Source organism: Bacillus sp. N447-1 (genome assembly GCF_022701035.1).
GTDB classification, from domain to species: Bacteria; Bacillota; Bacilli; order Bacillales; family Bacillaceae_G; genus Bacillus_A; species Bacillus_A cereus.
In genome coordinates this window covers 2,672,466-2,696,754 of sequence record NZ_CP065509.1, presented here as the reverse complement: position 1 = coordinate 2,696,754, position 24,289 = coordinate 2,672,466, and the positions used below count along the sequence as shown (strand labels likewise).

Genomic DNA, 24,289 nt, shown 5'->3' with positions numbered 1-24,289 from the left:
CATTTTCTTTAGTGAAATAAAGTATGATTATAAAAATATAACCACCTTTTATTACTAGGTCATAAAAGGTGTTGACAATATAGAAATTCTATTGTTATGATTCATCATGTGGAAAGGTTGATAGAGAGTAAAAAGAGAAATGTTTTTCATTGATAATAAAAGCGAAAAATAAGTGACGATAGAGTGAGTATATTTTCCTTATAGTAGATGCTTTTTGGATCATCTAGTAAAATCAATCTGGAAGCAAGAATTGATATATGTAAGTTGCGCAAGGCGCGGCATAAGAAAGGAGCAAAAGGATGAAGGAGCTTCATACGTTTGGGTGGTATGCAGCACGTGTATCACCACATTTGCCGAAAAAAGCATTTAAACCAGTGCCTACTCGTTTATTTGGTGGACTGGCTTATTTGCTTGTGGCATTGGCGGGATTAATATCGATTGGTGTATTTGAATTGAATGTGTGGGCGAATCTAGGAATTGCGATTGTTCTTGGATTATGTTTTGCTTCACTAGGATTTTTAGGGCATGAAATTTTACATGGAACTGTTGTAAGAAAGGCATGGCTTCGTGACTTCTTAGGCGCGATTGCATTTATGCCATTATCAACAGGGCCAAAGCTTTGGAGAAAGTGGCATAATGCAACGCATCATGTTCATACACAGCATGAAGAGAATGATCCAGATGCATGGCCGACACTTGAGAAACTTAAGAAGAGTAAGTTTTTGAGTTGGGTATATCGTATGCCTTTACATGTACGTTCATTCTTTAGTTTTCTGTCACTAACAATTCAATTTACATTGCATTCGACTCGAATGTTCTTTCATTTTATAAAAGAGTTCAAGTCATCCAATCAAAAATCTGTATGGCTTCAACTTCTTTTGCCTTGGACAGTTTGGATTAGTTTATTGTTTATTATGGGACCTGGAAAATGGTTATTTGCATATGTCATTCCGTTGTTAATTGCTAACTTTATTGTAATGGCATATATCGCAACAAATCACCGCTTAAATCCAATTGTTCCAGTAAATGATCCGTTAGCAAACTGTTTGTCAGTAACAGTGCCGCGCTGGGTAGACGTTTTACATTTCAATTTCTCATATCATACAGAACATCATCTGTTTCCCGCTATGAGTTCTAAATACTATCCGTTAGTAAAAGAGAAGATTAAAGAAATGTGGCCGGAACGCTATCATGAGATGCCGATGACAAAAGCTTTGGCAGCGCTATGGAATACACCACGTGTGTATTATCAAGGAAGTGAATTAGTGGATCCGCATAGAGAGCATTTCTATGGTTCTTTAGGAAATGGACTAGATCCTCATAATATTTCATATCGTGAGGAACATATAGAAGAAGAAAAGAGTATTAAAAAAGTAAATCAGTAAAAATTAATATATTTTTGCAATGAAAAAGCAAGCCATCTCAGGCTTGCTTTTTCTTATAAAGAAACTTCCTTTTTGTTCCTTTTATGGACTTGGACGGAGTTAGTTTCTTTTCGTTGTAGTCGTTTTTCTAAAAGATTAACAAAATAAGTAAATAGAAGAACAAGTATGAGATAGTATGCACCAACGATTATGTAAGTATCTAATTGTTGGAAATTACCTGCTGCAATTGATAAACCTGAACCCCATAATTCGGACATTCCTACATAAGCAACAAGTGAAGAATCTTTTAATCCGATAATAAATTGGTTTCCTAGAGGAGGAAGAGACAGACGAAATGCTTGTGGTAATATAATTCGTCGCATAGCTAAAGGATAAGGCATGCCTAAAGAGCGAGCTGCTTCTAATTGTCCCCGGTCAACGGATTGAATAGATCCACGGAAAATTTCCGTAATATATGCTCCGTTATGAATTGCTAAAGCGATTGCACCTGCCCAAAAAGGGGTGAAAACAACAACGGATGTAATTCCAAAATAGAGAATGGCAATTTGAACAATTAAAGGTGTACCACGAATAATAGCAATGTAGACATGAGCGATACTATTTAAAACTTTATTGTTAGAGATTCGAAAGAAAGCGAATAATAATCCAATTAATGAACCGAGTACTAGGGAAGTTAATGTTAATTGTAATGTGACAATAGTAGCCTTTAAGAGTGTGGGATAGGAAGAGATAAAAATTTCAAACATGCGTTTCACCTCATATTGTATAGATTTTAGTAGAGAATGAAATGCCCCACATAAAATGAACATTTAATCAGTGGGGCATTGTTTATGAATCTTTTGAATGGCTAACTTACTTCGTTTTTTCCTCTTCACCGAGAATATTACGCCCGAACCATTTTTTACTGATCTTTTCATACGTACCATCTTTAATGATTTCATCTAACGCTTTATTTACTTTCTCAACCATTTCTTTATCATCTTTGCGAATAGCAATTCCCATTTCATCAAGATTTAATGGTTTTCCGGCTTCTTTTATCTTCGATTTTCCTTCTTTTATCATACGTAGACCAACCATTTGATCCGTAATTACTGCGTCAACACGCCCAGGCTCTAAGTCCATAAGAGCAGTAATATCGCTGTCATATTCTGTGATTTGATCTGTATATTTTGCAACAAGATTTTTAAAGGTACTAGCTTTTACAACACCAATTTTCTTACCTTTTAAATCTTCTGGAGAAGAGATAGCGGTATTCTTTTTAGCCACAAAAATTTGGGCGCCAGATCGATAGTACGGATTTGAGAAACTAACAGCTTTTAAGCGCTCCTCTGTAATTGCCATACTACCCAGTATTACATCATATTTCTTCGCTTGAAGACCTTGAATCAGCGTTTCCCATGGGTTTGTAACGGGCGTAGCCTTCATGTTCATCTTTTTAGCAAGAGCTTCACCGATTTCTACATCAAAGCCGACAAGTTTGCCGTCATTTTCTTTATAGTTAAAAGGTTTGTATAATCCACTCATCGCATAGCGAAATTCTTTTTCACTATTTGATGAAGTAGTAGAGCTTTCTTTGCTACAAGCTCCTAGTATGAAGGATGTACATAGTGTAATGCTCGCAACAATGGTTAATAGTTTTCTTTTCATAAAACCCCTCCTATATATTGATCATACGGATGGTTTTTTAGTATGTTATTGAAATATTTTATTTGGATGATTAGTTGTGCACCGTATGAATGTATTCCTTTTCGTTTGAAACAAAAGTTACATTATAAAACGTTGCGTAAAAATTGTTTTGCCCGTTCATGTGATGGAGCTGAAAAGAATTGTACTGGCGGAGCATCTTCTACAATCTTTCCATCGTCCATAAAGATGACGCGATCAGCTACATCTTTTGCGAAATTCATTTCATGAGTAACAATAACCATTGTCATCCCTTCTTCAGCAAGTTCTTTCATAACTTGCAATACTTCTCCAACAAGTTCAGGGTCTAAAGCTGAGGTAGGCTCATCAAATAGCATAATCTTAGGGCTTATTGCAAGAGCTCGTGCAATGGCAATGCGCTGTTTTTGACCACCTGAAAGAAGATGAGGAGTTACATCCGCTTTATCTTGAAGGCCGACTTTTTGGAGAAGTTGATTTCCAATATCCTGTGCATTTGCTTTCTCTAATTTTTTTACGTGAATAGGTGCTTCTATGATGTTTTCTAGTGAGGTCATATGAGGAAAGAGGTTAAAGTGCTGAAAAACCATACCGACATTTTCACGGACTTTATTTAAATTTGAATGCTTTGGATCAATTCGCTCACCTTGTAGGTGAATTTCGCCTTCATCGTACATTTCTAAAAAGTTAAGACAGCGAAGTAATGTACTTTTACCAGAACCACTGGCACCAATTAAAACAACAACTTCTTTTTCTTTTACTTCTAAATCAATTCCTTTTAACACATCAAGTGAACCGAATGATTTTACTAGATTTCGAACTTGAATCATACAAAACCCCCAGTTAAAAATATATTTTACAAATGTTGCCCTGTATTTCTGTTATTAGTCATAAATTGTCAGAATCCTTTATTTTTTTCGTGCAATTTGATATTCAAAGAAATAATGATTTTTAAAATCTCTATATCCTTCTATAATGAAAATATGGATAATAATATATAGGTAGTATTTATATTGCTTATAAAAAGGGGGAAAGGGAAGATGGAAAAAGAAAGAAAAACATTTTCTTTTGGATTACGTACACAACTTATGCTATTCACTACAGTTTTAGCTTTCATTACATATTCAACAAGTATATTTTTTATTTACGTGATATACGATTATTTTCAAAGTTATGTAAGTCAAACTGTATATAATATTATCGTTATGTTATTAGGGGTAGTATGGTCTGGAATTTTAGCATATGGAGCAGCCGTATTTTTAATTAAACCGCTTCGCAAGTTAGAGGAAGCGGCAAGAAAAGCAGCTGAGGGTGATATTCGTGAAGATGTTCCATTACCGAAGACAGATGATGAAATTAAATCTTTAAGTGTTGCATTTAATATGATGTTAGGAAACTTAAGGGGCATGGTAAAAAATATTGATACAACATTTTCGTATACAAATAATCAAGTACAGCAGATTAGAAAACAAACAGGCGAAGCAACGAGACAAGCGCAAGGTGTATCTGAGACACTTGCAGAGATTTCTTCAGGCGCTGAGCAATCAGCGGCATCAATTCAAGCAATTGTTTCTGCTGTTGATACAACGACTTCTATTGCAAGTGAAGTAGAAGAAAAAGCGAAGCAGTCTGATACATTGTCTTCAGAAATGGTTGAAGCTTTAGGGCATAGTACTCGTGTCTTTACGTCTTTAATTCAAGGTATTCAAACATTGGCAAAAGAAAATGAAGATTCAATGCAAAATGTACAGAAGTTAGAAGAACGAATGAAACAAGTAGAACATATTGTGTCTGTTGTGAGTGCGATTGCTAGCCAAACGAATTTATTAGCACTAAATGCTTCTATTGAGGCAGCTCGCGCAGGAGAGCATGGAAGAGGCTTTGCGGTTGTTGCGGAAGAAGTACGTAAACTTGCTGATGAAAGTGATCATTCTGCAAGAAACATATCGCAGTTATTACGGAATATGCAAGATGAAGTACAACAAGTTGCAATGAAAATGACAGAACAAGTGAAAATAGCTAAAGAAGAGGCGAAACGTGGGGAAGCTACGGAATTAATTTTAAAAGAAATGTCATCAAGTGTTATGGAAGTAGCCGATGCAACTCAGCAAATTAGTAGTTATATGAATGAACAAGTGAGCCACATTCATCAAACAGGAGCACAAACAAAAGCTGTAGCAGCAATTGCTGAAGAAACGTCAGCTGGTTCGCAAGAAGTAGCACGTGTGACGCTACAACAATCTAAAAATATGATAGTAATCGATCAATTATTAAAGGATTTAGAGAAGCAAGCAACTGATTTGAAACAAACAATTGAACGATTTTCAATGTAAAAGGAAGAACAGAATGCTGTTCTTCTCTTTTTTATTTAGTTTGATTTAATATTTACAGTTAAACTATGAACGTTTCCGCAACATTCTTTTCTCTCCCTTTCGGATGAAAATTATAGCGAGCTATAATATTAAAAGGGGTGTCTTTTATGAAAAAAGAAAAAAGACAACGGTTAATTAAACAATTTGTAAAGGAGTATGAAATAGATAAGCAAGAAAGATTAGTAGAATTGTTAGCAAAAAAAGATGTATTAGTAACACAAGCTACGGTTTCTCGCGATATTCGTGAGTTAAACTTAACGAAGGTACCTTCTCAAGAAGGATTAATGATATATAAAGTTTTCTCAGAAGAGCATTTACAAACTGATATAAAGTTAAAGAAAAAATTACGAGAAGTTGTTTTAAAATTGATTGTGTAGATCAATTAATGGTTATTAAAACATTACCTGGTAATGCACATGTTATTGGTGTTTTATTTGATGAGTTAGATTGGAAAGAAAAATAGGATGTATATGTGGAAATGATACATGCCTTATAATTTCACAGTCGAAATCAGATAGGAGATTATAGAAGAAAGATTAAATTTAATTATTTAGATGCAAAAATCCTGTTTTTAATAAAATTAAAAACAGGATTTTTGTTTAAATACGGAAGTTAAATATTCAACATATATGCGTAATATATGTATTTTTATTGAGAAAGCAAGATAGTTTGTTATAAAAATACATATTCGTATGATTTTAAAAAAATAACTTGTTTAATATTTCACAATGATAATGTGGATGCTTTCACAAAGATGAAAGTACAGAGCATTTATTATGTACTTGTAAGACATCAAACATATTTAAAAGGAGGTACAACAAATGAAACATCCGATACATGTTACTTCAGAAATTGGGGAATTACAAACGGTTTTATTAAAACGACCGGGTAAAGAAGTGGAAAACTTGACGCCAGATTATTTGCAGCAATTATTATTTGACGATATTCCATACTTACCAATTATTCAAAAAGAGCATGATTATTTTGCACAAACGTTACGCAATCGGGGTGTTGAAGTTCTTTATTTAGAAAAACTAGCCGCGGAGGCGTTAGTAGATAAAAAACTTCGAGAAGAATTTGTTGATCGTATTTTAAAAGAAGGACAGGCCGACGTAAATGTTGCACATCAAACTTTAAAAGAATATTTACTTTCCTTTTCAAATGAAGAATTAATTCAAAAAATTATGGGCGGTGTACGGAAAAACGAAATTGAAACAAGTAAGAAGACACATTTATATGAATTAATGGAAGATCACTATCCGTTTTACTTAGATCCAATGCCTAATTTATATTTTACTCGTGATCCAGCAGCTAGCGTGGGCGATGGCTTAACGATAAATAAGATGAGAGAACCAGCGCGTAGACGTGAATCATTATTCATGGAGTACATCATTAAATATCATCCAAGATTTGCAAAACATAATGTACCAATCTGGTTAGATCGTGATTATAAATTTCCGATTGAAGGTGGCGACGAGCTAATTTTAAATGAAGAAACAATTGCGATTGGAGTATCTGCTCGTACTTCAGCTAAAGCAATTGAACGTTTAGCTAAAAATCTTTTTAGCCGACAAAATAAAATTAAGAAAGTGTTAGCAATAGAAATTCCAAAATGTCGAGCATTTATGCATTTAGATACAGTATTTACAATGGTTGATTATGACAAGTTTACAATTCACCCAGCCATTCAAGGGCCAAAAGGGAATATGAATATTTATATTTTAGAAAAAGGATCAGATGAGGAAACTCTTAAAATTACACATCGTACTTCTTTAATGGAAGCATTAAAAGAGGTATTAGGCTTAAGTGAATTAGTTCTTATTCCATGTGGAGGAGGAGATGTAATTGCTTCTGCTCGTGAACAATGGAATGATGGCTCGAACACATTAGCAATTGCGCCAGGTGTAGTTGTTACATATGATCGCAACTATGTATCTAATACGTTATTACGTGAACACGGTATAGAAGTGATTGAGGTGCTAAGTTCGGAATTATCTCGTGGTCGTGGGGGTCCACGTTGCATGAGTATGCCAATTGTTCGTAAAGATATTTAGTATAAATAACGGAGAAAGTAGGGATGAATTATGTTAATGACTAGACCAAATTTAAAAGGAAGAAGCTTTCTAGCAGAAAAAGATTTTACACAAGAAGAATTGTTATATTTTCTAGATTTGGCAGCAGAATTAAAAGAGAAAAAGAAAAATGGTATCCCGCATCATTATTTAGAAGGTAAAAATGTAGCGCTCTTATTTGAAAAAACTTCTACTCGTACGCGTTGTGCATTTACAGTAGCATGTACAGATTTAGGGGCAAATCCTGAATATTTAGGGAAAGGTGATATTCAACTTGGGAAAAAAGAATCTGTAGAGGATACAGCAAAAGTGTTAGGGCGTATGTTTGACGGAATTGAGTTTCGTGGATTTAATCATGAAACTGTAGAATCTTTAGCACAAAATTCTGGTGTGCCAGTTTGGAATGGATTAACAGATATGTGGCATCCAACACAAACACTAGCAGATTTATTAACAATTAGAGAACATATAGGGAAATTGAAAAATGTGAAGCTCGTTTACGTTGGCGATGGGCGAAATAATGTTGCTAATAGCTTACTAGTTGGTGGAGCAATCGTTGGAATGGATGTACGTATTTGTACACCGGAATCTTTATGGCCTGCACAAGAAGTAATTGATTTAGCAAAAAAATATAATGAACAAGTAATGATAACAAGTAATGTGGAAGAAGCTGTTGCGAATGCAGATGTAATTTATACAGATGTATGGGTGTCTATGGGGGAAGAAGAAAAATTTGCTGAACGTGTCGAGTTATTGAAACCTTATCAAGTAAATATGAAAATGATTAAAGCAACAGGGAATGAAAACGTGATTTTCTTACATTGTTTACCTGCATTTCATGATGTTGAAACGATGTATGGCGAAGAAGTTTATGAGAAATATGGGTTGAAAGAAATGGAGGTAACTGACGAAGTATTCCGCAGTAAACATTCAAAAGTATTTGATCAAGCTGAAAATAGAATGCATACAATTAAAGCGGTTATGGCAGCTACTTTAGGAAACATGGAGTAAAGAAGAAAGGGAGTCTTCCTTTCTTCTTTCTCCTCCTTTAGACACTATCATTCACTATTGCTTTTGTATTGTTATTGCAATTAAAGAGAGGTGAGTGGAATGGGTGAAGATAAGAAATTAGGGTTGTTTACACTAACGGCTCTTGTAGTTGGGTCTATGATTGGCGGTGGAGCCTTTAATTTAGCGAGTGATATGGCAAAAGGTGCTGGTGCTGGAGCCATTATTATTGGCTGGGTTATAACAGGAATTGGGATGATCGCACTCGGATTATCTTTTCAAAATCTAACTGTAAAACGGCCAGATTTAGATGGTGGTATTTTTAGCTATGCAAAAGCAGGGTTTGGTAATTTTATGGGGTTTAATAGTGCGTGGGGATACTGGCTATCTGCTTGGCTTGGGAATGTAGCTTACGGTACATTATTGTTTTCTTCATTAGGATATTTCTTCCCGATCTTTGAAGGCGGTCAAAATGTAGAATCCATTATTGGTGCAAGCGTATTATTATGGTGTGTTCACATGTTAATTTTACGTGGAGTTCAATCAGCAGCCCTTGTGAATTTAGTAACTACAATCGCAAAATTAGTACCTGTATTTGTATTTATTGTCATAGGAATCTTTGCGTTTCATATTGATACGTTCTTAGATGGATTTTGGGGGCAAACTGGTTCTTTTTCATGGGGAGCAGTTGGCAGCCAAGTTAAAAGTACAATGCTTGTAACTTTATGGGTATTTATTGGGGTAGAAGGGGCTGTTGTTTTATCCAGTCGAGCAAAAAATAGAAGTGATGTAGGGAAAGCAACCGTTATTGGCTTAATTGGTACACTCATCATTTACATTTTAATCACATTATTGTCTCTTGGACTTATGCAGCAAGCAGACATTGCAGGTTTGAAAAATCCGGCTATGGCTTATTTGTTTGAAAGTGTTGTTGGAAAATGGGGTGCTATCTTTATTAATTTAGGTTTAGTCATCTCTGTATTAGGTGCTTGGTTAGGTTGGACTTTGCTCGCTTCTGAAATTCCATATTTAGCGGCTAAAGATGGAGTATTTCCAAAATGGTTCGCAAAAGAAAATAAAAATAAGGCTCCAGTAAATTCATTATGGATAACAAATGGTTTAATACAAATATTCTTGTTAACATTCGTCGTTTCTGATCAGGCGTATAACTTTGCATTCTCTTTAGCATCTTCAGCTATTTTAATCCCATATGCTTTTTCAGCATTTTATCAACTGAAGCATAGCTTAAAGTCTGAAGAAGCAGATCGAAATAAAAATATAATAATTGGCTTGATCGCAAGTATTTATGGCGTGTGGTTAGTTTATGCAGCCGGTTTAGAGTATTTATTATTAACAATGACTTTATATGCGCCAGGTATTTTTATTTTTTACAATGTTCAAAAGCAAAAGAGTTCGAAGCAAATATTTACTCGAGTGGAATTAGCATCATCCGTAGCAATTGGTGCTTTAGCATTCTTTGCGATTTATGGATTAATTACAGGCAGTATTACTTTATAAAGCGCTGTGAAAGCGAAATCAACTGGAGGGCTGGAATATGGCACGAAGAAAAATTGTAGTTGCACTAGGGGGAAATGCGATACAGTCTGGAGAAGCTACTGCGGGAGCGCAGCAAGAAGCGTTGGAAAAAACGGCAGAACAACTTGTGAAAATAATGGAAAATGATGTGGATATAGTAATTGCGCATGGAAATGGCCCACAAGTGGGGAATATTTTATTACAGCAAAAAGCTGCAGAAACGGAAAAGACACCTGCAATGCCATTAGATACTTGTGGGGCAATGAGCCAAGGGATGATTGGATATTGGATGGAAAATGCAATTGAAAAGGCATTGAAAAAACGGAATATAAACAAAGATGTAGCAACGGTTATAACACGTGTTGTTGTGGATAAAAAAGATGAGGCATTTAAAAATCCAACTAAACCAATTGGTCCTTTTTATACAGAAGAAGAGGCCAGAAAATTAATGGATGAAACAAAAGCAGTGTTTAAAGAAGATGCTGGTAGAGGATGGAGACGTGTTGTTCCATCACCGAAGCCTGTAAGTATTCATGAACATAAAGTGATTAATTCTTTGGTCGAAGATGGAAACATAGTGATAGCTGTGGGCGGAGGTGGAATTCCAGTAATTGATTCTGAAGAAGGGTTAAAAGGAACTGAAGCGGTTATCGATAAAGATTTCGCTGCGCAGAAATTAGCAGAATTAGTAGATGCCGATACGCTCGTTATTTTAACTGCAGTTGATTATGTGTATGTAAATTATAATCAACCGAATCAAAAAAAATTAGAGCATGTCACAGTGAATCAATTAGAAGAATATATTGAAGAACAACAATTTGCTGCGGGAAGCATGCTTCCAAAAATCGAAGCTGCTATTAATTTTGTTAATACAAATCCAAAAAGAAAAACGATTATTACGTCTTTAGAAAAAGTATATGAAGCACTAGAAGAAAAAGCCGGTACTATTATTTCAAAACAGAATGTATGCATGTATGTTTAAATTATTATGTACGCTACTTAGTAGTAAAAAAGAATGAGGTTAATAACTTCATTCTTTTTATTTATTAATATTTTTTGTACTCATTGTTCATAAAGTTTTCATGATGAAATCTGAATATACAAGTTAATTATGATAAAATTCAAATTGAATACGCTTTCTTGATTTTTCGCTCCAACATACAGCAAGAGAGAGGGAATTTTATGAATAGACGGAACGTAGTGAAAGACTTAAAGCAGTTCGAATTATTTGCTCATTTAACAGAAAAAAAATTGAAAGGCTTAACAGAGTTTGTTTATTGGCGAACTTATAAAAAAGGTCAATTTTTATTTTTAGAAGGGGATTCAAGGGAAAGAATTTACTTCATGTTAGATGGTTTTGTAAAGTTAGAGCGGGTTAATCAAAATGGGAACTTATTATACGATGACTATGTAAAGCGGTATTCTATTTTTCCTTATGGTGGTATGTTTACAGACAGAGGATATAACTATACAGCAGAAGCAATGACGGATGTGGAGGTATATTATATTCCAACGGTAATCTTTGAAGATATGGTAAAGTCCAGCAGAACACAATTGATGTACGTTGTTCAGCAATTATCATCTATATTAAAATTGAACGAAAATCGAGTGCAAAATATTACAATTCCTAATGCACAAGATCGTGTTATCCAAACGTTAAATTATTTAATGCAGGATTTAGGAGAACAGAGTGGAGAAAAGATTGTAATTTCATGTCCACTTACAACAATTGAAATATCCAAAATATCTGGAACATCTCGAGAGACAGTTAGCAGCGTATTAAAACAATTAAAAAATGATAGCATTGTTACAATTTTAGATAAAAAATTACAATACATGATCCAACATATTTTGAAGAAATCTCTATGTGAAAATTGTATATTGATTTTTAATTCATAGTGTATATTAATAAGGTTCTTTATATATTTATAAGGAACTTTTTACGTTATCCTCTATAAAAGATTGTATAGTATGGTAATAATAGCTAAAATCGATAATAAAATACAAAGTGAAGGGGAGAAAGAATGATTCGTATTGAGTATGATCGATTAGTAGCTATTTGTTACAGTATAGGGTTTTGTTATTATTAAAAATTCCAAATGATAATGAATTAATTGGGAAAAACTATTCAATGTCTATAAGATTCCGATACATACGTATGTTTATATGGATTATAAAGTCTCAAATATATTGATTGTTTCTTTCATACTACATGTAATTGCATTTATATTATTTTTAAAATGGCTAGGAAAAAGGAGTCTAGTACATTTAGAAAAATGAATAAAATAAAAGTAGTAGGTACTAGTATTTTGATTGTAATGATGCCGTTTATTTTAAATACAATCCTCCAGACATTGAATAAAACATGGTATTATGCAGGAAAAACAGGGGTAGAAGCAATAGAATATAAAAAAGAAGACAGCCAGTGTAGAATGGAGAAAAATGGAGAGAATATCCAACCGAAGTGCATTGTTACTTTAAAAAATTATCGTAATCATTCACAAGCATTAAAAGTTGTTTTATATGATAATGCAAACGAGAATTCAAAAAGCTATCCAGTACCGAAACCAGTCTATTTACAAAAACATGAGACAAAGCAATTTGAATTTCAAGTTCCTGTTTCTTATAATAGAGGTATTGAAAAAGATAAAGTACCAAATATTAAATTACATTCATTGCATGAAAATGATACGAAATACAATTAATCTGTAAGTAAAAGTTTATGAGTAGGAGCAAGAATTTGAAACGATATAGAAAATCAACTTGAATCATCCAACATACTGCGAGGTAACGGTATATTGGATGATTTTTTTATGTTATCCCCTTTTTTCACGTATGAAAAGGAGGAATACTTTGTTGGAAATGAAAAACATCACAAGGATCATACATGGTTTTTACTTTACGTAATCTGTGAAAGTTAGAGCCATAATAACTAGTTTGCCAATTTTTAATGTCAATATCGGGCCAGTTCACATAGTCACCTAGTGTATAAGGATCTAAGCTTTCTCGTAAACCTTTAACCCAGCGTATATTTCGATTTTCTTCATCATCGCATTTCCAAGAGGTAATGTATTCTTGAGCAATAATTGCTTTACGATGAAAATAAGCCGTTTCATTCGGCGAAATATTTTCAACAGCACCTATGAGCGATTGATGCCAAATACTAGCATCTTTATTTGGTGCATGAGAAAGAAAGGATTGCATGATTTGAATGCCTTTAAGGGGAATAGGTTTATAGACATAGGAACCAGAGCGCTTAAAATTTTCAGGGATGTTACCTCCATTAAAAAATTCAACAGCCTTTATATAAGGAACTTCTTCTATAAAGAGAGAGGGGCTACCAGTTTCAAGAAGAGGGGATAATAGGGAATGGAGTTCAGAGGGAGAACCGACAAACTCGCCTTGTGCTTCAATTTTATTTCGTTGCTTGGCGAATAATTCGATCGATGAAGTGAGACGTTCATCTATATAAGGTGCCCAGTTTTGCCACGCTTGAAATGCAGCAATAAAGTCTTCCCATTCCCATGTAATTGAGAAAATTGATACATTTTTTATCGGGTGGACTCGAAAAGTTAAGGAAGTGACAATTCCGAAGTTTCCACCACCGCCACCACGGCATGCCCAAAAAAGGTTAGAGTTTTCTTGTTCATTTGCACGAATGAGTTTTGCACCAAATTTTCCACACGCTTGTACCATTTCCACTTCCATTAATTGATCACATGTTAATCCAAATAAGCGCGAAAGCATACCAATACCACCGCCAAGTGCTAATCCAACAACTCCAACGCTTGCACTTGTACCAGCAGGAATTGTAACACCGTAATTCCAAAGTTCTTTATAAACAGTGCCAAGATTTGCACCAGCCTCAATTGTTGCTGTTAATTTCTCTGTATTAACAGTAATGCGATGCATTTCACTCACATCAATAATAAGTCCTCTATTTAAAAGAGAAAAATTTTCATAGCTATGACGTCCACTTCTTAACCGAAATGGTATATGACGTTCACGTGCCCATTTTAAGGCGTTACAGACATCCTTGTTATTTTGACAAAAAACAATAATACAAGGGAGTTTTGGAATACTTAAATTTAAATTCATTCGGGCTACGTCGTAGTCAGGATCTGTGGGAACAACGATACGACCTGTTAATTTTGTTTGCTTCAATTTATTACTCCTTTCTAAAATAATCAGAGTTTTTTATTAATATATGAAAAATGTCTGTAATACGCGTGGACAAGGAGAGGTGAAGAATGAGATTTACCTTTGTGAGAAATAAATAAAGCATAAGAATAAAGAATCTACATAGAGTTCAATGAAAACAGTTGCAAACTGTTCATATTTTGTTATGATAGTGTTACGAAAACGTTTGCATAAAATTTCCGATGGGATGCAAAAGGAGAGAATGACTATGAATAAGACATGGTGGAAAGAAGCGGTTGCTTATCAAATTTATCCACGAAGCTTTATGGATTCAAATGGTGATGGTATTGGAGATTTACAAGGTATTATTGCAAAACTGGATTATTTAAAAGATTTAGGTATAGATGTAATTTGGATTTGTCCAATGTATAAGTCGCCTAATGATGATAATGGTTATGATATTAGTGATTATCAAGATATTATGGATGAGTTTGGTACAATGGCAGACTTTGATGCTTTACTAGATGAAGTTCATAAGCGTGATATGAAGCTTATTATTGATTTAGTTATTAATCATACGAGTGATGAACATCCATGGTTTATTGAATCACGTTCATCTAAAGATAATCCGAAGCGTGATTGGTATATTTGGCATGATGGTAAAGATGGTGCGGAGCCAAACAACTGGGAAAGTATTTTTAATGGTTCGGCATGGGAATATGATGAAGAAACAGAACAATATTATTTACATTTATTCTCACGTAAACAACCAGATTTAAACTGGGAGAATAAAGAAGTTCGCGAAGTACTATACGATACGGTTAATTGGTGGCTTGATAAAGGTATTGATGGTTTCCGCGTTGATGCGATCAGTCATATTAAAAAAGAAGAAGGCCTCAAGGATATGCCAAATCCAAAAGGGTTAAAATATGTGCCATCTTTTGATAAACATATGAATGTGAAAGGTATTCAACCTTTATTAGAAGAGCTAAAAGAAAATACATTCTCTAAGTACGATATTATGACTGTTGGTGAAGCAAATGGTGTTAAGATTGAAGATGCTGAGCTTTGGGTTGGAGAAGAGCAAGGTAAGTTCAATATGGTATTCCAATTTGAACATTTAAGTTTATGGGATGCAGAGAAGAAGAAAGACCTTGATGTTGTAGGATTGAAAAAAGTATTAACGAAATGGCAAAAAGGATTAGAAAATAAAGGATGGAACGCTTTATATATTGAGAATCACGATAAACCACGTATCGTTTCAACATGGGGAGATGATAAACAATATTGGCGTGAAAGTGCAACAGCTCTAGGGGCGATGTATTTCTTTATGCACGGTACACCTTTTATTTATCAAGGCCAAGAAATTGGTATGACAAATGTTCAGTTACCAAATATTGAAGATTACGATGATGTAGCAATTAAAAATTTATATCGCGAGAAAATTGCAGAGGGCGTACCACATCAAGATATGATGGAGATTATATGGGCTTCTTGCCGCGATAATTCACGTACACCTATGCAGTGGAATGATGAGATGAATGCTGGTTTCACGACAAGTACACCTTGGTTTAGCATGAATCCAAATTACAAAGAAATTAATGTTGAAAAGCAAAAAAATGAAGAAAAGTCTATTTTCAATTTCTATAAGAAAATGATTGCCCTGAAAAAAGAGCACGATGTACTGAACTATGGTACGTACGATTTACTTTTAGAAGACGATCCACAAATTTATGCATATACACGTACGTTACAGGATGAAAAAGTCATTGTAATTAGTAATATCTCAAAAGAGGAAGCTGTGTATAATGAGGGTTCATTTGCACTAGAACGCAAACGTTTGCTTTTAAATAACTATGAAGTTGCGGAACATGAAGAAGTAACAACAATTGCTTTAAAGCCTTATGAAACAAGGGTTTATCGCATTTCATAATAAAAAAGGATGCTCTTTGAGCATCTTTTTTTATGAAAAAAAATAAATTTCTATTGCAAAGTGAAAACGCTTTTATTAAAATAGATTTATGAAAACGGTTGCGTAAAGATAAAAATAAAGTAACATAAGGAATCGCTTTCATAAAGGGAACAGAAATTATAATTTAAATCATTATGTTTTTATAAATAAAGGGGAGGAAGAACAGATGAAAATTACGTCTTTTGATTTTTGGCAAAAGTTCGGGAAAGCGTTATTAGTTGTTGTAGCCGTAATGCCAGCAGCTGGTTTAATGATTTCCATCGGTAAGTTAATTGGTATGTCTGCTGGGGATGTTAACGCAGTTCATACAATCGCTCGCGTAATGGAAGACATCGGTTGGGCAATCATTACAAATCTACACATCTTATTCGCAGTAGCAATTGGGGGATCTTGGGCGAAAGATCGCGCGGGTGGTGCATTTGCAGCGCTATTAGCATTCGTCTTAACAAACCGAATTACAGGAGCTATATTTGGGGTAAACGCTGAAATGTTAGCGGATTCAAAAGCGAAAGTTTCTTCAGTAATAGCGGGAGATTTAATTGTAAAAGATTACTTTACTTCTGTACTTGGTGCACCTGCATTAAACATGGGAGTGTTCGTAGGGATTATCACAGGTTTCTTAGGAGCTACTTTATATAACAAATATTATAACTATAATAAACTGCCACAGGCATTAGCATTCTTTAATGGAAAACGATTTGTACCATTCGTTGTAATTCTTTGGTCTACAGTTACTGCGATTGTATTATCACTTCTATGGCCATTCATCCAAAGTGGGTTAAATGAATTTGGTCGCTGGATTGCAGCTTCAAAAGATAGTGCACCAGTTGTTGCACCGTTTGTATATGGAACGTTAGAGCGTTTATTATTACCATTTGGTTTACACCATATGTTAACGATTCCGATGAACTATACAGAGCTAGGCGGAACATATACGATGCTAACTGGTTCAAAAGTTGGACAAGTTGTAGCAGGACAAGATCCATTATGGCTTGCATGGATTACAGATTTAAATAATTTATTAGCAAATGGAGATACGAAGGCATATAACGATTTATTAAATAATGTTGTACCAGCTCGTTTCAAAGCTGGACAAGTTATCGGCTCAACAGCAGCTTTAATGGGAATTGCATTTGCGATGTTCCGTAACGTTGATAAAGAAAAGCGTGCAAAATATAAACCAATGTTTTTATCAGCAGCATTAGCAGTATTCTTAACAGGTGTAACAGAACCAATTGAATTCATGTTCATGTTTATTGCTCCAGTATTATATGTTGTATATGCTATTACAACAGGACTTGCATTCGCGCTAGCTGATTTAATTAACTTACGTGTTCATGCATTTGGATTTATTGAGTTAATTACTCGTACGCCAATGATGGTTAACGCAGGTTTAACAAGAGACTTAATCAACTTTGTTATTGTTTCATTAGTGTTCTTCGGTCTTAACTTTACACTATTTAATTTCTTAATTAAAAAATTCAATTTACCAACACCAGGGCGTGCAGGTAACTATATTGATAATGAAGATGAGGCATCAGAAGGAACAGGAAATGTACAAGACGGTTCATTAGCAACAAAAGTTATCGATTTATTAGGTGGAAAAGAAAATATTGCTGACGTAGATGCTTGTATGACACGCTTACGTGTAACAGTAAAAGATTTAGATGTTGTTGCACCAGAAGCACAGTGGAAACAAAATGGTGCTTTAGGACTTATTGTAAAAGACAAAGGTGTACAAGCGGTATATGGTCCGAAAGCTGACGTATTAAAGTCAGACATTCAAGATATGTTAGGTGCGTAATAATATGAAATTGCTAACTTTAAACTGTCATTCTTGGCAAGAAGAGAATCAAATAGAAAAGATACAATACCTTGCTAAAGTAATTCAAGAAGAAGAGTACGATGTCATCGCATTGCAAGAAGTAAGTCAGTCCATACAAGCTGAAAATGTATGCGGTAACAAGAAAAAAGATAATTTTGGACTTTTACTATTAGAAGAGTTAAAAGCGCTACATGTAAAAGATTACAATATTACTTGGGATTTCTCTCATATTGGTTATGATGTGTACGAAGAAGGATTAGCAATTATAACGAAGCATAATATTATAAAAGAAGATACGTTCTTCATTTCAGAAAACGAGGATACAACGTATTGGAAAACGCGTAAAATTGTAAGTACAACAATTGCTTATAATGGTAAGGATATAACGTTTTACTCTTGTCATCTCGGTTGGTGGGATGATGAAGAAGAGTCATTCAAAGGTCAAGTCGATCGTTTGATGGAGCGTGTAGATAGCAATAAGCTCGCCTTCTTAATGGGGGATTTTAATAACAATGCTCGATTGAAAGGCGAAGGTTATGAGTATATGATGCAAAAAGGGTTGTATGACACATATGAATTAGCAATAGAGAAGGATGAAGGAACGACTGTCCAAGGTGAGATTGCTGGTTGGGATGAAAATAAACATAATTTGCGAATCGATCTAATATTGTGTAACCAAAGTAAAAAAGTTCATTCTTCAAAAGTTATTTTTAATGGTACAAACAGAAATGTAATTTCAGATCATTTCGGTGTAGAGGTTCAATTGGATATATAATAGAAGAAATCCTCACAGAGAATAAAAGCTGTGAGGATTTTTTTTAGGAATACAAGTATTTCCAAGAGAAAATACTTGTATTTTTTATGACATTTCATATATATTTGTTATTATTGAATGTAAAACCGATTTGGTCATTTTGTATTCATACTTTGACTCACTTCGTTATATAATGAAGTAAGTGAAAGTTAATGGGAAAAAATAGTACGTTTTTGGTTAATACACGATGTAGAAAGTGATATAATTGCAAAATGTATGTATCATTTTCTAAAGAAGGAAAAATATATAATTAGGTGATAACTTCTATGAAACAGATTTGGCGTATTTATAAGACAGATTTACGGAATGTAGCCAAACATTGGGCTGCAATTGTTATTGTTTTAGGATTAATGATTTTACCATCGTTATATGCATGGTTTAACATTAAAGCTTCTTGGGATCCATATGGAAATACAAAAGAGGTTCCCATTGCAGTTTCTAACCAAGATGCAGGCTCTAATTTAAGAGGGAAAGATATCAATATCGGGGACGAGATTGTAGATTCTCTGAAGAAAAACAAAAATCTTGGTTGGAAGTTTGTAGACGAAAAGCAGGCAATTTACGGAGTTGAACGCGGGGATTACTATGCAAGCATTACAATCCCAAAAGACTTCTCTGAAAAAATTGCAACTGTTCTGGATGAAAATCCACAGAAACCAGAACTGGATTACTATGTAAATGAAAAGGTAAATGCGATTGCACCGAAAATTACAGCAAAAGGTGCATCAGGTATTACGGAAGAAATTAGTAAAAACTTCGTTAAAACAGCGAACGGTGAGATTTTTAAAATTTTCAATGACCTTGGAATCGATTTAGAAACAAACTTACCAAGTATCGAGAAAGTAAAAGATCTTGTCTTTAAGTTAGAAGCGCAGTTCCCAGAAATGAATACATTGATGGATAAGGCGTTAGATGATGCGACTCGAGCAGAGGATGTTGTGAAAGTAGCGCAAAAAGAGTTGCCAGTTGTAGAGAGTGTTATTAATGATGGGCAAGAAGCATTAGGGAATTTAGATAAGTTCTTTGCAAATAATGATGAAACTTTAAAGAACGCACCTGGAACAATGAGAAACAATTTAACTGTAGCAAAAGATGTAATGGATAAGGCCAATGCTTTTACGAACTTTTTAATGAATCCAGGGATAGACCTTTCTGGTATGAAGGGATTACCGGAGTTCCCAGCACGCCCTGATCTTTCAAAGATGAATGATGAAGGTTATAAAAACATTGCAAGAAACATTAATCAAACAGTTAATAACGTTTTAAACTCAGCACGTGCAGGAACAGCATACGGAAAAAGTGTTGTGAATGGATTGCAAAATGGTCAGTTTGATCCAGAAAAGGCAAAACAAGACCTTAATGCGGTTTCTGAAAATCTTCAAGGGCGTACAGATAGTATTGCATATCTTATTAATGTATTTACTGAACTTCAAAAGTCAGCGACGACTGATTTTGGTCAAAGCTTTTTCCAAGGGCGAGTGGATCGTTTAACTAAGCTAAAAAGCGGTATGGAAAATGCAAACAAGGGTATTAAAGATATTGTAAATGTTATCGGTACAGGACAAGAAGTAAAGAAAGATGTAACAGATGTAGCGAATCAAAAGTTAGATGCAGCAAATGGATTAATTGATCAAGCGGAAAAAGATTATAATGAAACGTTTGTAGCAGATTATAAAAAAGCAGTCAGCACAGTCGATCAAGCTAAAGCTGATGCAAATGAAGCATACGATAGTGTGAAAAATGAATATGAAAAGGCAAAAAATAATTTAGAAGGTGTTATAGCAGACGTAAATAATAGAGGTGTTAATGGATTAGATAGTACAAAAGTGGCTTTAAACGATTTAAATGGTCAACTACAAGCTACTAATAATCTAATTGGTGATGCGATTCCGGTTCTAGAAAGCACAAATAAGGTATTAGCAGATGTAAATAGCGGAAAAAACCTTAATGGCGGAATTGCAAAATTGAACAAAATACAAAATTCTGTTCAAAAAGGTATAGATGCAACGAATAAAGCAACTACACTAATTAATAATGGACAGAAGCCTACAAAAGAGGTTGTAGAAAGCATTAATGAAGCGACTAAAAATGCTTCAGCTCAATTAGGTGATTTCTTAGCAACATATGATTCAGAAATCGTTCCAAACTTTAACACAGCAATTGAACGTACGAAACGTATGTCTAAAAACACATCTCAAATTTTAAAAGAGGCAGACAAAAAGCTTCCAGATGTTAAAAAATTACTAGAAGATTCATCAAAAGGTTTAGTAGATGGTAAAAAGAAATTAGCAGACATTAAAGCTGAAATGCCGGAGACTGAGAAAAAGATTAAAGAATTAGCAGATAAAATTCGTGATTTTGAATCTGAAGAGGATTTAAAAGACATCATACGTTTATTGAAAAATGATGTTGAAAAGCAAAGCGATTACTTTGCGAATCCAGTAAATTTAAAAGAAAATAAATTATTTGCGATGCCGAATTACGGTTCAGCGATGTCACCATTCTATACAGTGCTTGCATTATGGGTAGGCGCATTATTAATGGTTTCATTATTAACGGTAGAAGTACACGAAGAGGGCGCGAATTATAAGAGCCATGAAATTTACTTCGGACGTTTATTAACATTCTTAACGATAGGTCTTTCACAAGCGTTTATCGTATCGATGGGAGATATATTCTTACTCGGTACGTACGTAGTCGATAAGTTCTGGTTTGTGTTATTTAGTTTATTTATTGGTGGAGTCTTCGTTTGTATCGTATACTCACTCGTTTCTATTTTCGGAAACGTTGGGAAATCGATGGCGATCATTTTACTTGTACTACAAGTAGCAGGATCGGGCGGAACATTCCCAATCCAAATGACACCAGCGTTCTTCCAAGCGATTTATCCGTTCTTACCATTCACATACGCAATTAGCGCAATTCGTGAAACAGTTGGCGGAATGCTTTGGGATATCGTAACGCGAGATTTACTTGTGTTAAGTGCTTTCGTAGTAGTTATGATTGTGGCTGCGTTATTACTGAAAACACCAATTAACAAATCAAGTGAAAAATTTGTTGAGAATGCAAAAGGAAGTAAAATCATTCACTAAAATAAAAGGTTCCTACCGATAGAGGTAGGAACCTTTTTGTTTAATCAAATTTTAATTTTTTTAATGCTTCCGCAAATGGGTTGTTTAATGGTTCTTCCTCTTTGTTCTGTTGTTTCATATATTTTTGAACGTCGCGCTTATTAGCTTTGTTTCCAGATTCTTTTTTACGTCTTTCTTGGAATGTTGATAATTTCTCACGATAGCCACATTTACATGCGAAAATTTGGCCTGCACCCTCACCACGTAATTCTAGTTTCTTCTTACATTGCGGACAGCGAGCGTTTGTTGTACGAGATACATTTTTACGATGACCACATTCACGATCTTGGCATACGAGCATTTTTCCCTTTTTGCCGTTTACTTCTAGCATTGGTTTACCGCAGTCTGGACAAGACTTCGTTGAAATGTTGTCATGTTTATATTTTTTATCACTCGATTTAATTTCAGAAACAATTTCTTTCGTATAGTTCTTCATTTCCGAAATGAATACTTCTTTCTTTAATTTTCCTTTTGCAATTGCTTCAAGTTTTTGTTCCCACTCACCAGTTAGTGTAGGTGATTTTAATTCTTCTGGTACTAAATCAAGTAATTGACGACCTTTTGATGTAATGTGAATATCTTTACCACGTTTTTCAATTAAGAATGAATTGAATAGCTTGTCGATAATGTCTGCACGTGTCGCTACAGTACCTAATCCACCAGTCGATTTTAACGTATCAGCAAGTTGTTTATTTTGCGTATCCATATATTTTGTAGGATTCTCCATTGCTGAAAGTAAAGTCGCTTCGTTAAATCGTGCAGGTGCTTTTGTTTGACCTGATGTTTGCATAATTAACTTTACAGCTAATGTATCGCCTTTCTCAATGTGAGGTAGAAGTTGCTCTTTTACGTCATCAGTTACATCATCATCTTCAAAGCGATTTTCATATACTTCTTTCCAACCGGCATGTAGAATTGTTTTTCCGCGCGCAATGAACGTTTCATTGCCAACCTTTGTGCGTAACGTTAGTTGCTCATATTCGAATGCCGGGAATAACACAGCTAAGAAACGTTTTACAACTAAATCATAAATTTTGCGTTCTTTATCTGTGAATGCTGAGAAGTTAACGTATCCTTCTGTTGGAATAATCGCATGATGATCGCTTACTTTACTATCATCAACAAATGATTTGTTAGGTTTGATAGGCTTTTGTAATACTTTATGTGCGAAGGGACGGTATTCTCCAACACCACATGCTTTTAGACGTTCTGGAAGTGTTCCAACGATATCAGATGAAATGTAGCGTGAATCTGTACGAGGGTACGTTAGTACTTTATGCTGTTCATACAATTTTTGCATAATATTTAATGTTTCTTTAGCAGAGTAACCGAACTTTTTATTCGCATCACGTTGCAATTCAGTTAAATCGTAAAGACCAGGAGAGAATGACTTCTTCTGTTTCTTATCAATTTCCACAACAGTAGCATTTTGTTTATCTAAACGTTTTACAATACCATCGATTTTTTCTTTATTAAAACTACGGCTATTGCCATTTGCATCTTGCCAAGTAAGTTTGAGCTTCTCCATTGTTTGAGCTTCGATGCCGTAGTAAGTTTGTGCTTTGAAGTTCTTTATTTCATCCTCACGACTAGCAATCATAGCAACAGTAGGGGTTTGTACACGGCCGCAATTTAACTGGGCATTAAAGCGAGTCGTTAAAGCACGAGTTGCATTAAGACCGATATACCAGTCAGCTTCTGAACGCGCAACTGCTGAAGCGTATAAATTGTCATAGGCTTTACCTGGTTTTAAATTTGCAAAACCATCTTTAATTGCTTTATCGGTTACAGAAGAAATCCATAAACGTTTGATTGGTTTATTTAGCTTAACTTTATCGATAATCCAGCGTGCGACTAATTCCCCTTCACGTCCAGCGTCTGTTGCTACAATAATTTCATTTACATCTTTTCTAAGTAGCTGACTTTTTACAGCATTAAATTGTTTACCAGTTTGTTTAATAACCGTTAATTTCAAACGCTCAGGTAGCATCGGTAAATCTTCTAAATTCCACTTTTTATATTTCACATCATAACTTTCTGGATCTGCTAATGTAACGAGATGACCTAAAGCCCAAGTTACAATATATTTACTACCTTCAAGATAGCCGTTTCCTTTTTTATCACACTTCAGTACACGAGCAATATCTCGTGCAACGGAAGGTTTTTCAGCGATTACAACGCTTTTTGACATATTAAAAACATCCTTTCAAATTTCCATAAGTTAAATATAGCATACATCTTCTTGAGATTCAGTTTCGCTCCATATTTCAGCTGTTTTTAATGGAGTTAACAAAATCCCAACTGATTAAAGTTTCACTTTATCAGTTGCCTCTATATCAAATAGAAAAGTAAAGAACTTGTTATTTTACTAG

Annotated in this window: 14 protein-coding genes and 5 pseudogenes; 14 read left to right on the top strand and 5 right to left on the bottom strand. The window is 34.5% G+C overall.

What is annotated here, in order from left to right:
- Window positions 1-299 precede the first annotated feature (299 nt).
- Complete coding sequence (desB, locus tag IQ781_RS13560) at window positions 300-1,385, top strand: Delta(10) desaturase DesB (RefSeq protein WP_000661226.1); 1,086 nt, start codon at window positions 300-302, stop codon at window positions 1,383-1,385.
- 53 nt (window positions 1,386-1,438) lie between these two features.
- Here desB and IQ781_RS13555 read toward each other — a convergent pair whose 3' ends face one another.
- From IQ781_RS13555 to IQ781_RS13545, 3 genes are all read right to left on the bottom strand, one after another.
- On the bottom strand, window positions 1,439-2,194 hold the full coding sequence (locus tag IQ781_RS13555; protein WP_002025246.1) for an amino acid ABC transporter permease: 756 nt from the start codon (window positions 2,192-2,194) through the stop codon (window positions 1,439-1,441).
- 43 nt (window positions 2,195-2,237) lie between these two features.
- Window positions 2,238-3,032 (bottom strand): ABC transporter substrate-binding protein, encoded by a 795-nt coding sequence (locus IQ781_RS13550; protein ID WP_000823765.1) that lies wholly within the window; start codon window positions 3,030-3,032, stop codon window positions 2,238-2,240.
- 122 nt (window positions 3,033-3,154) lie between these two features.
- A complete protein-coding gene (locus IQ781_RS13545) occupies window positions 3,155-3,877 on the bottom strand; it encodes an amino acid ABC transporter ATP-binding protein (RefSeq protein WP_139847034.1) in 723 nt (240 codons plus the stop codon).
- A 210-nt stretch (window positions 3,878-4,087) separates the two neighbouring features.
- On the opposite strand from IQ781_RS13545, the pseudogene IQ781_RS28450 reads away from it, so the two are divergent.
- The 9 genes and pseudogenes from IQ781_RS28450 to IQ781_RS13505 form a co-directional block, all read left to right on the top strand.
- A pseudogene (locus tag IQ781_RS28450) lies at window positions 4,088-4,390 on the top strand (HAMP domain-containing protein); the annotation flags it as partial.
- A 417-nt stretch (window positions 4,391-4,807) separates the two neighbouring features.
- Window positions 4,808-5,380 (top strand): annotated as a pseudogene (locus IQ781_RS28445) (methyl-accepting chemotaxis protein); the annotation flags it as partial.
- A 146-nt stretch (window positions 5,381-5,526) separates the two neighbouring features.
- Window positions 5,527-5,973: pseudogene (argR, locus tag IQ781_RS13535) on the top strand (arginine repressor).
- Window positions 5,974-6,240: 267 nt separating this feature from the next.
- A complete protein-coding gene (gene arcA, locus IQ781_RS13530) occupies window positions 6,241-7,473 on the top strand; it encodes an arginine deiminase (RefSeq protein WP_000682331.1) in 1,233 nt (410 codons plus the stop codon).
- Between the two features lie 30 nt (window positions 7,474-7,503).
- Window positions 7,504-8,502: an ornithine carbamoyltransferase gene (gene argF, locus IQ781_RS13525; protein WP_000930289.1), complete on the top strand. Its 999-nt coding sequence runs from the start codon at window positions 7,504-7,506 to the stop codon at window positions 8,500-8,502.
- 99 nt (window positions 8,503-8,601) lie between these two features.
- On the top strand, window positions 8,602-10,017 hold the full coding sequence (gene arcD, locus IQ781_RS13520; RefSeq protein WP_000503412.1) for an arginine-ornithine antiporter: 1,416 nt from the start codon (window positions 8,602-8,604) through the stop codon (window positions 10,015-10,017).
- Window positions 10,018-10,054: 37 nt separating this feature from the next.
- Window positions 10,055-11,017: a carbamate kinase gene (gene arcC / locus IQ781_RS13515; RefSeq protein ID WP_000113951.1), complete on the top strand. Its 963-nt coding sequence runs from the start codon at window positions 10,055-10,057 to the stop codon at window positions 11,015-11,017.
- Between the two features lie 200 nt (window positions 11,018-11,217).
- A pseudogene (locus IQ781_RS13510) lies at window positions 11,218-11,906 on the top strand (Crp/Fnr family transcriptional regulator).
- A gap of 153 nt (window positions 11,907-12,059) precedes the next feature.
- Window positions 12,060-12,740: pseudogene (locus IQ781_RS13505) on the top strand (ABC transporter permease).
- Between the two features lie 124 nt (window positions 12,741-12,864).
- On the opposite strand, the gene IQ781_RS13500 reads toward IQ781_RS13505, so the two are convergent.
- Window positions 12,865-14,199 (bottom strand): FAD-binding oxidoreductase, encoded by a 1,335-nt coding sequence (locus IQ781_RS13500; protein ID WP_000814898.1) that lies wholly within the window; start codon window positions 14,197-14,199, stop codon window positions 12,865-12,867.
- Window positions 14,200-14,443: 244 nt separating this feature from the next.
- Between IQ781_RS13500 and IQ781_RS13495 the strand changes: the two genes are divergently transcribed.
- From IQ781_RS13495 to IQ781_RS13480, 4 genes are all read left to right on the top strand, one after another.
- Complete coding sequence (locus tag IQ781_RS13495) at window positions 14,444-16,108, top strand: glycoside hydrolase family 13 protein (RefSeq protein WP_001044710.1); 1,665 nt, start codon at window positions 14,444-14,446, stop codon at window positions 16,106-16,108.
- 205 nt (window positions 16,109-16,313) lie between these two features.
- The gene (locus IQ781_RS13490; RefSeq protein WP_000705560.1) at window positions 16,314-17,951 is read left to right on the top strand and encodes a PTS transporter subunit IIBC; all 1,638 of its coding nucleotides are present in this window, start codon (window positions 16,314-16,316) and stop codon (window positions 17,949-17,951) included.
- 4 nt (window positions 17,952-17,955) lie between these two features.
- The gene (locus IQ781_RS13485) at window positions 17,956-18,747 is read left to right on the top strand and encodes an endonuclease/exonuclease/phosphatase family protein (protein WP_139847035.1); all 792 of its coding nucleotides are present in this window, start codon (window positions 17,956-17,958) and stop codon (window positions 18,745-18,747) included.
- A gap of 305 nt (window positions 18,748-19,052) precedes the next feature.
- Entirely contained in the window at window positions 19,053-21,878 is a 2,826-nt protein-coding gene (locus tag IQ781_RS13480; protein WP_086692275.1) for a YhgE/Pip domain-containing protein, read from the top strand.
- Between the two features lie 40 nt (window positions 21,879-21,918).
- Here the strand turns inward: IQ781_RS13480 and topB are convergent, their stop codons facing one another.
- On the bottom strand, window positions 21,919-24,108 hold the full coding sequence (gene topB, locus IQ781_RS13475; protein ID WP_139847036.1) for a DNA topoisomerase III: 2,190 nt from the start codon (window positions 24,106-24,108) through the stop codon (window positions 21,919-21,921).
- Between the last annotated feature and the right edge of the window lie 181 nt (window positions 24,109-24,289).

Coding starts and splice junctions, on each gene's coding strand:
- desB (WP_000661226.1), top strand. CDS start 300: ATGAAGGAGCTTCATACGTTTGGGTGGTATGCAGCACGTGTATCACCA.
- IQ781_RS13555 (WP_002025246.1), bottom strand. CDS start 2,194: ATGTTCATTTTATGTGGGGCATTTCATTCTCTACTAAAATCTATACAA.
- IQ781_RS13550 (WP_000823765.1), bottom strand. CDS start 3,032: ATGAAAAGAAAACTATTAACCATTGTTGCGAGCATTACACTATGTACA.
- IQ781_RS13545 (WP_139847034.1), bottom strand. CDS start 3,877: ATGATTCAAGTTCGAAATCTAGTAAAATCATTCGGTTCACTTGATGTG.
- arcA (WP_000682331.1), top strand. CDS start 6,241: ATGAAACATCCGATACATGTTACTTCAGAAATTGGGGAATTACAAACG.
- argF (WP_000930289.1), top strand. CDS start 7,504: ATGTTAATGACTAGACCAAATTTAAAAGGAAGAAGCTTTCTAGCAGAA.
- arcD (WP_000503412.1), top strand. CDS start 8,602: ATGGGTGAAGATAAGAAATTAGGGTTGTTTACACTAACGGCTCTTGTA.
- arcC (WP_000113951.1), top strand. CDS start 10,055: ATGGCACGAAGAAAAATTGTAGTTGCACTAGGGGGAAATGCGATACAG.
- IQ781_RS13495 (WP_001044710.1), top strand. CDS start 14,444: ATGAATAAGACATGGTGGAAAGAAGCGGTTGCTTATCAAATTTATCCA.
- IQ781_RS13490 (WP_000705560.1), top strand. CDS start 16,314: ATGAAAATTACGTCTTTTGATTTTTGGCAAAAGTTCGGGAAAGCGTTA.
- IQ781_RS13485 (WP_139847035.1), top strand. CDS start 17,956: ATGAAATTGCTAACTTTAAACTGTCATTCTTGGCAAGAAGAGAATCAA.
- IQ781_RS13480 (WP_086692275.1), top strand. CDS start 19,053: ATGAAACAGATTTGGCGTATTTATAAGACAGATTTACGGAATGTAGCC.
- topB (WP_139847036.1), bottom strand. CDS start 24,108: ATGTCAAAAAGCGTTGTAATCGCTGAAAAACCTTCCGTTGCACGAGAT.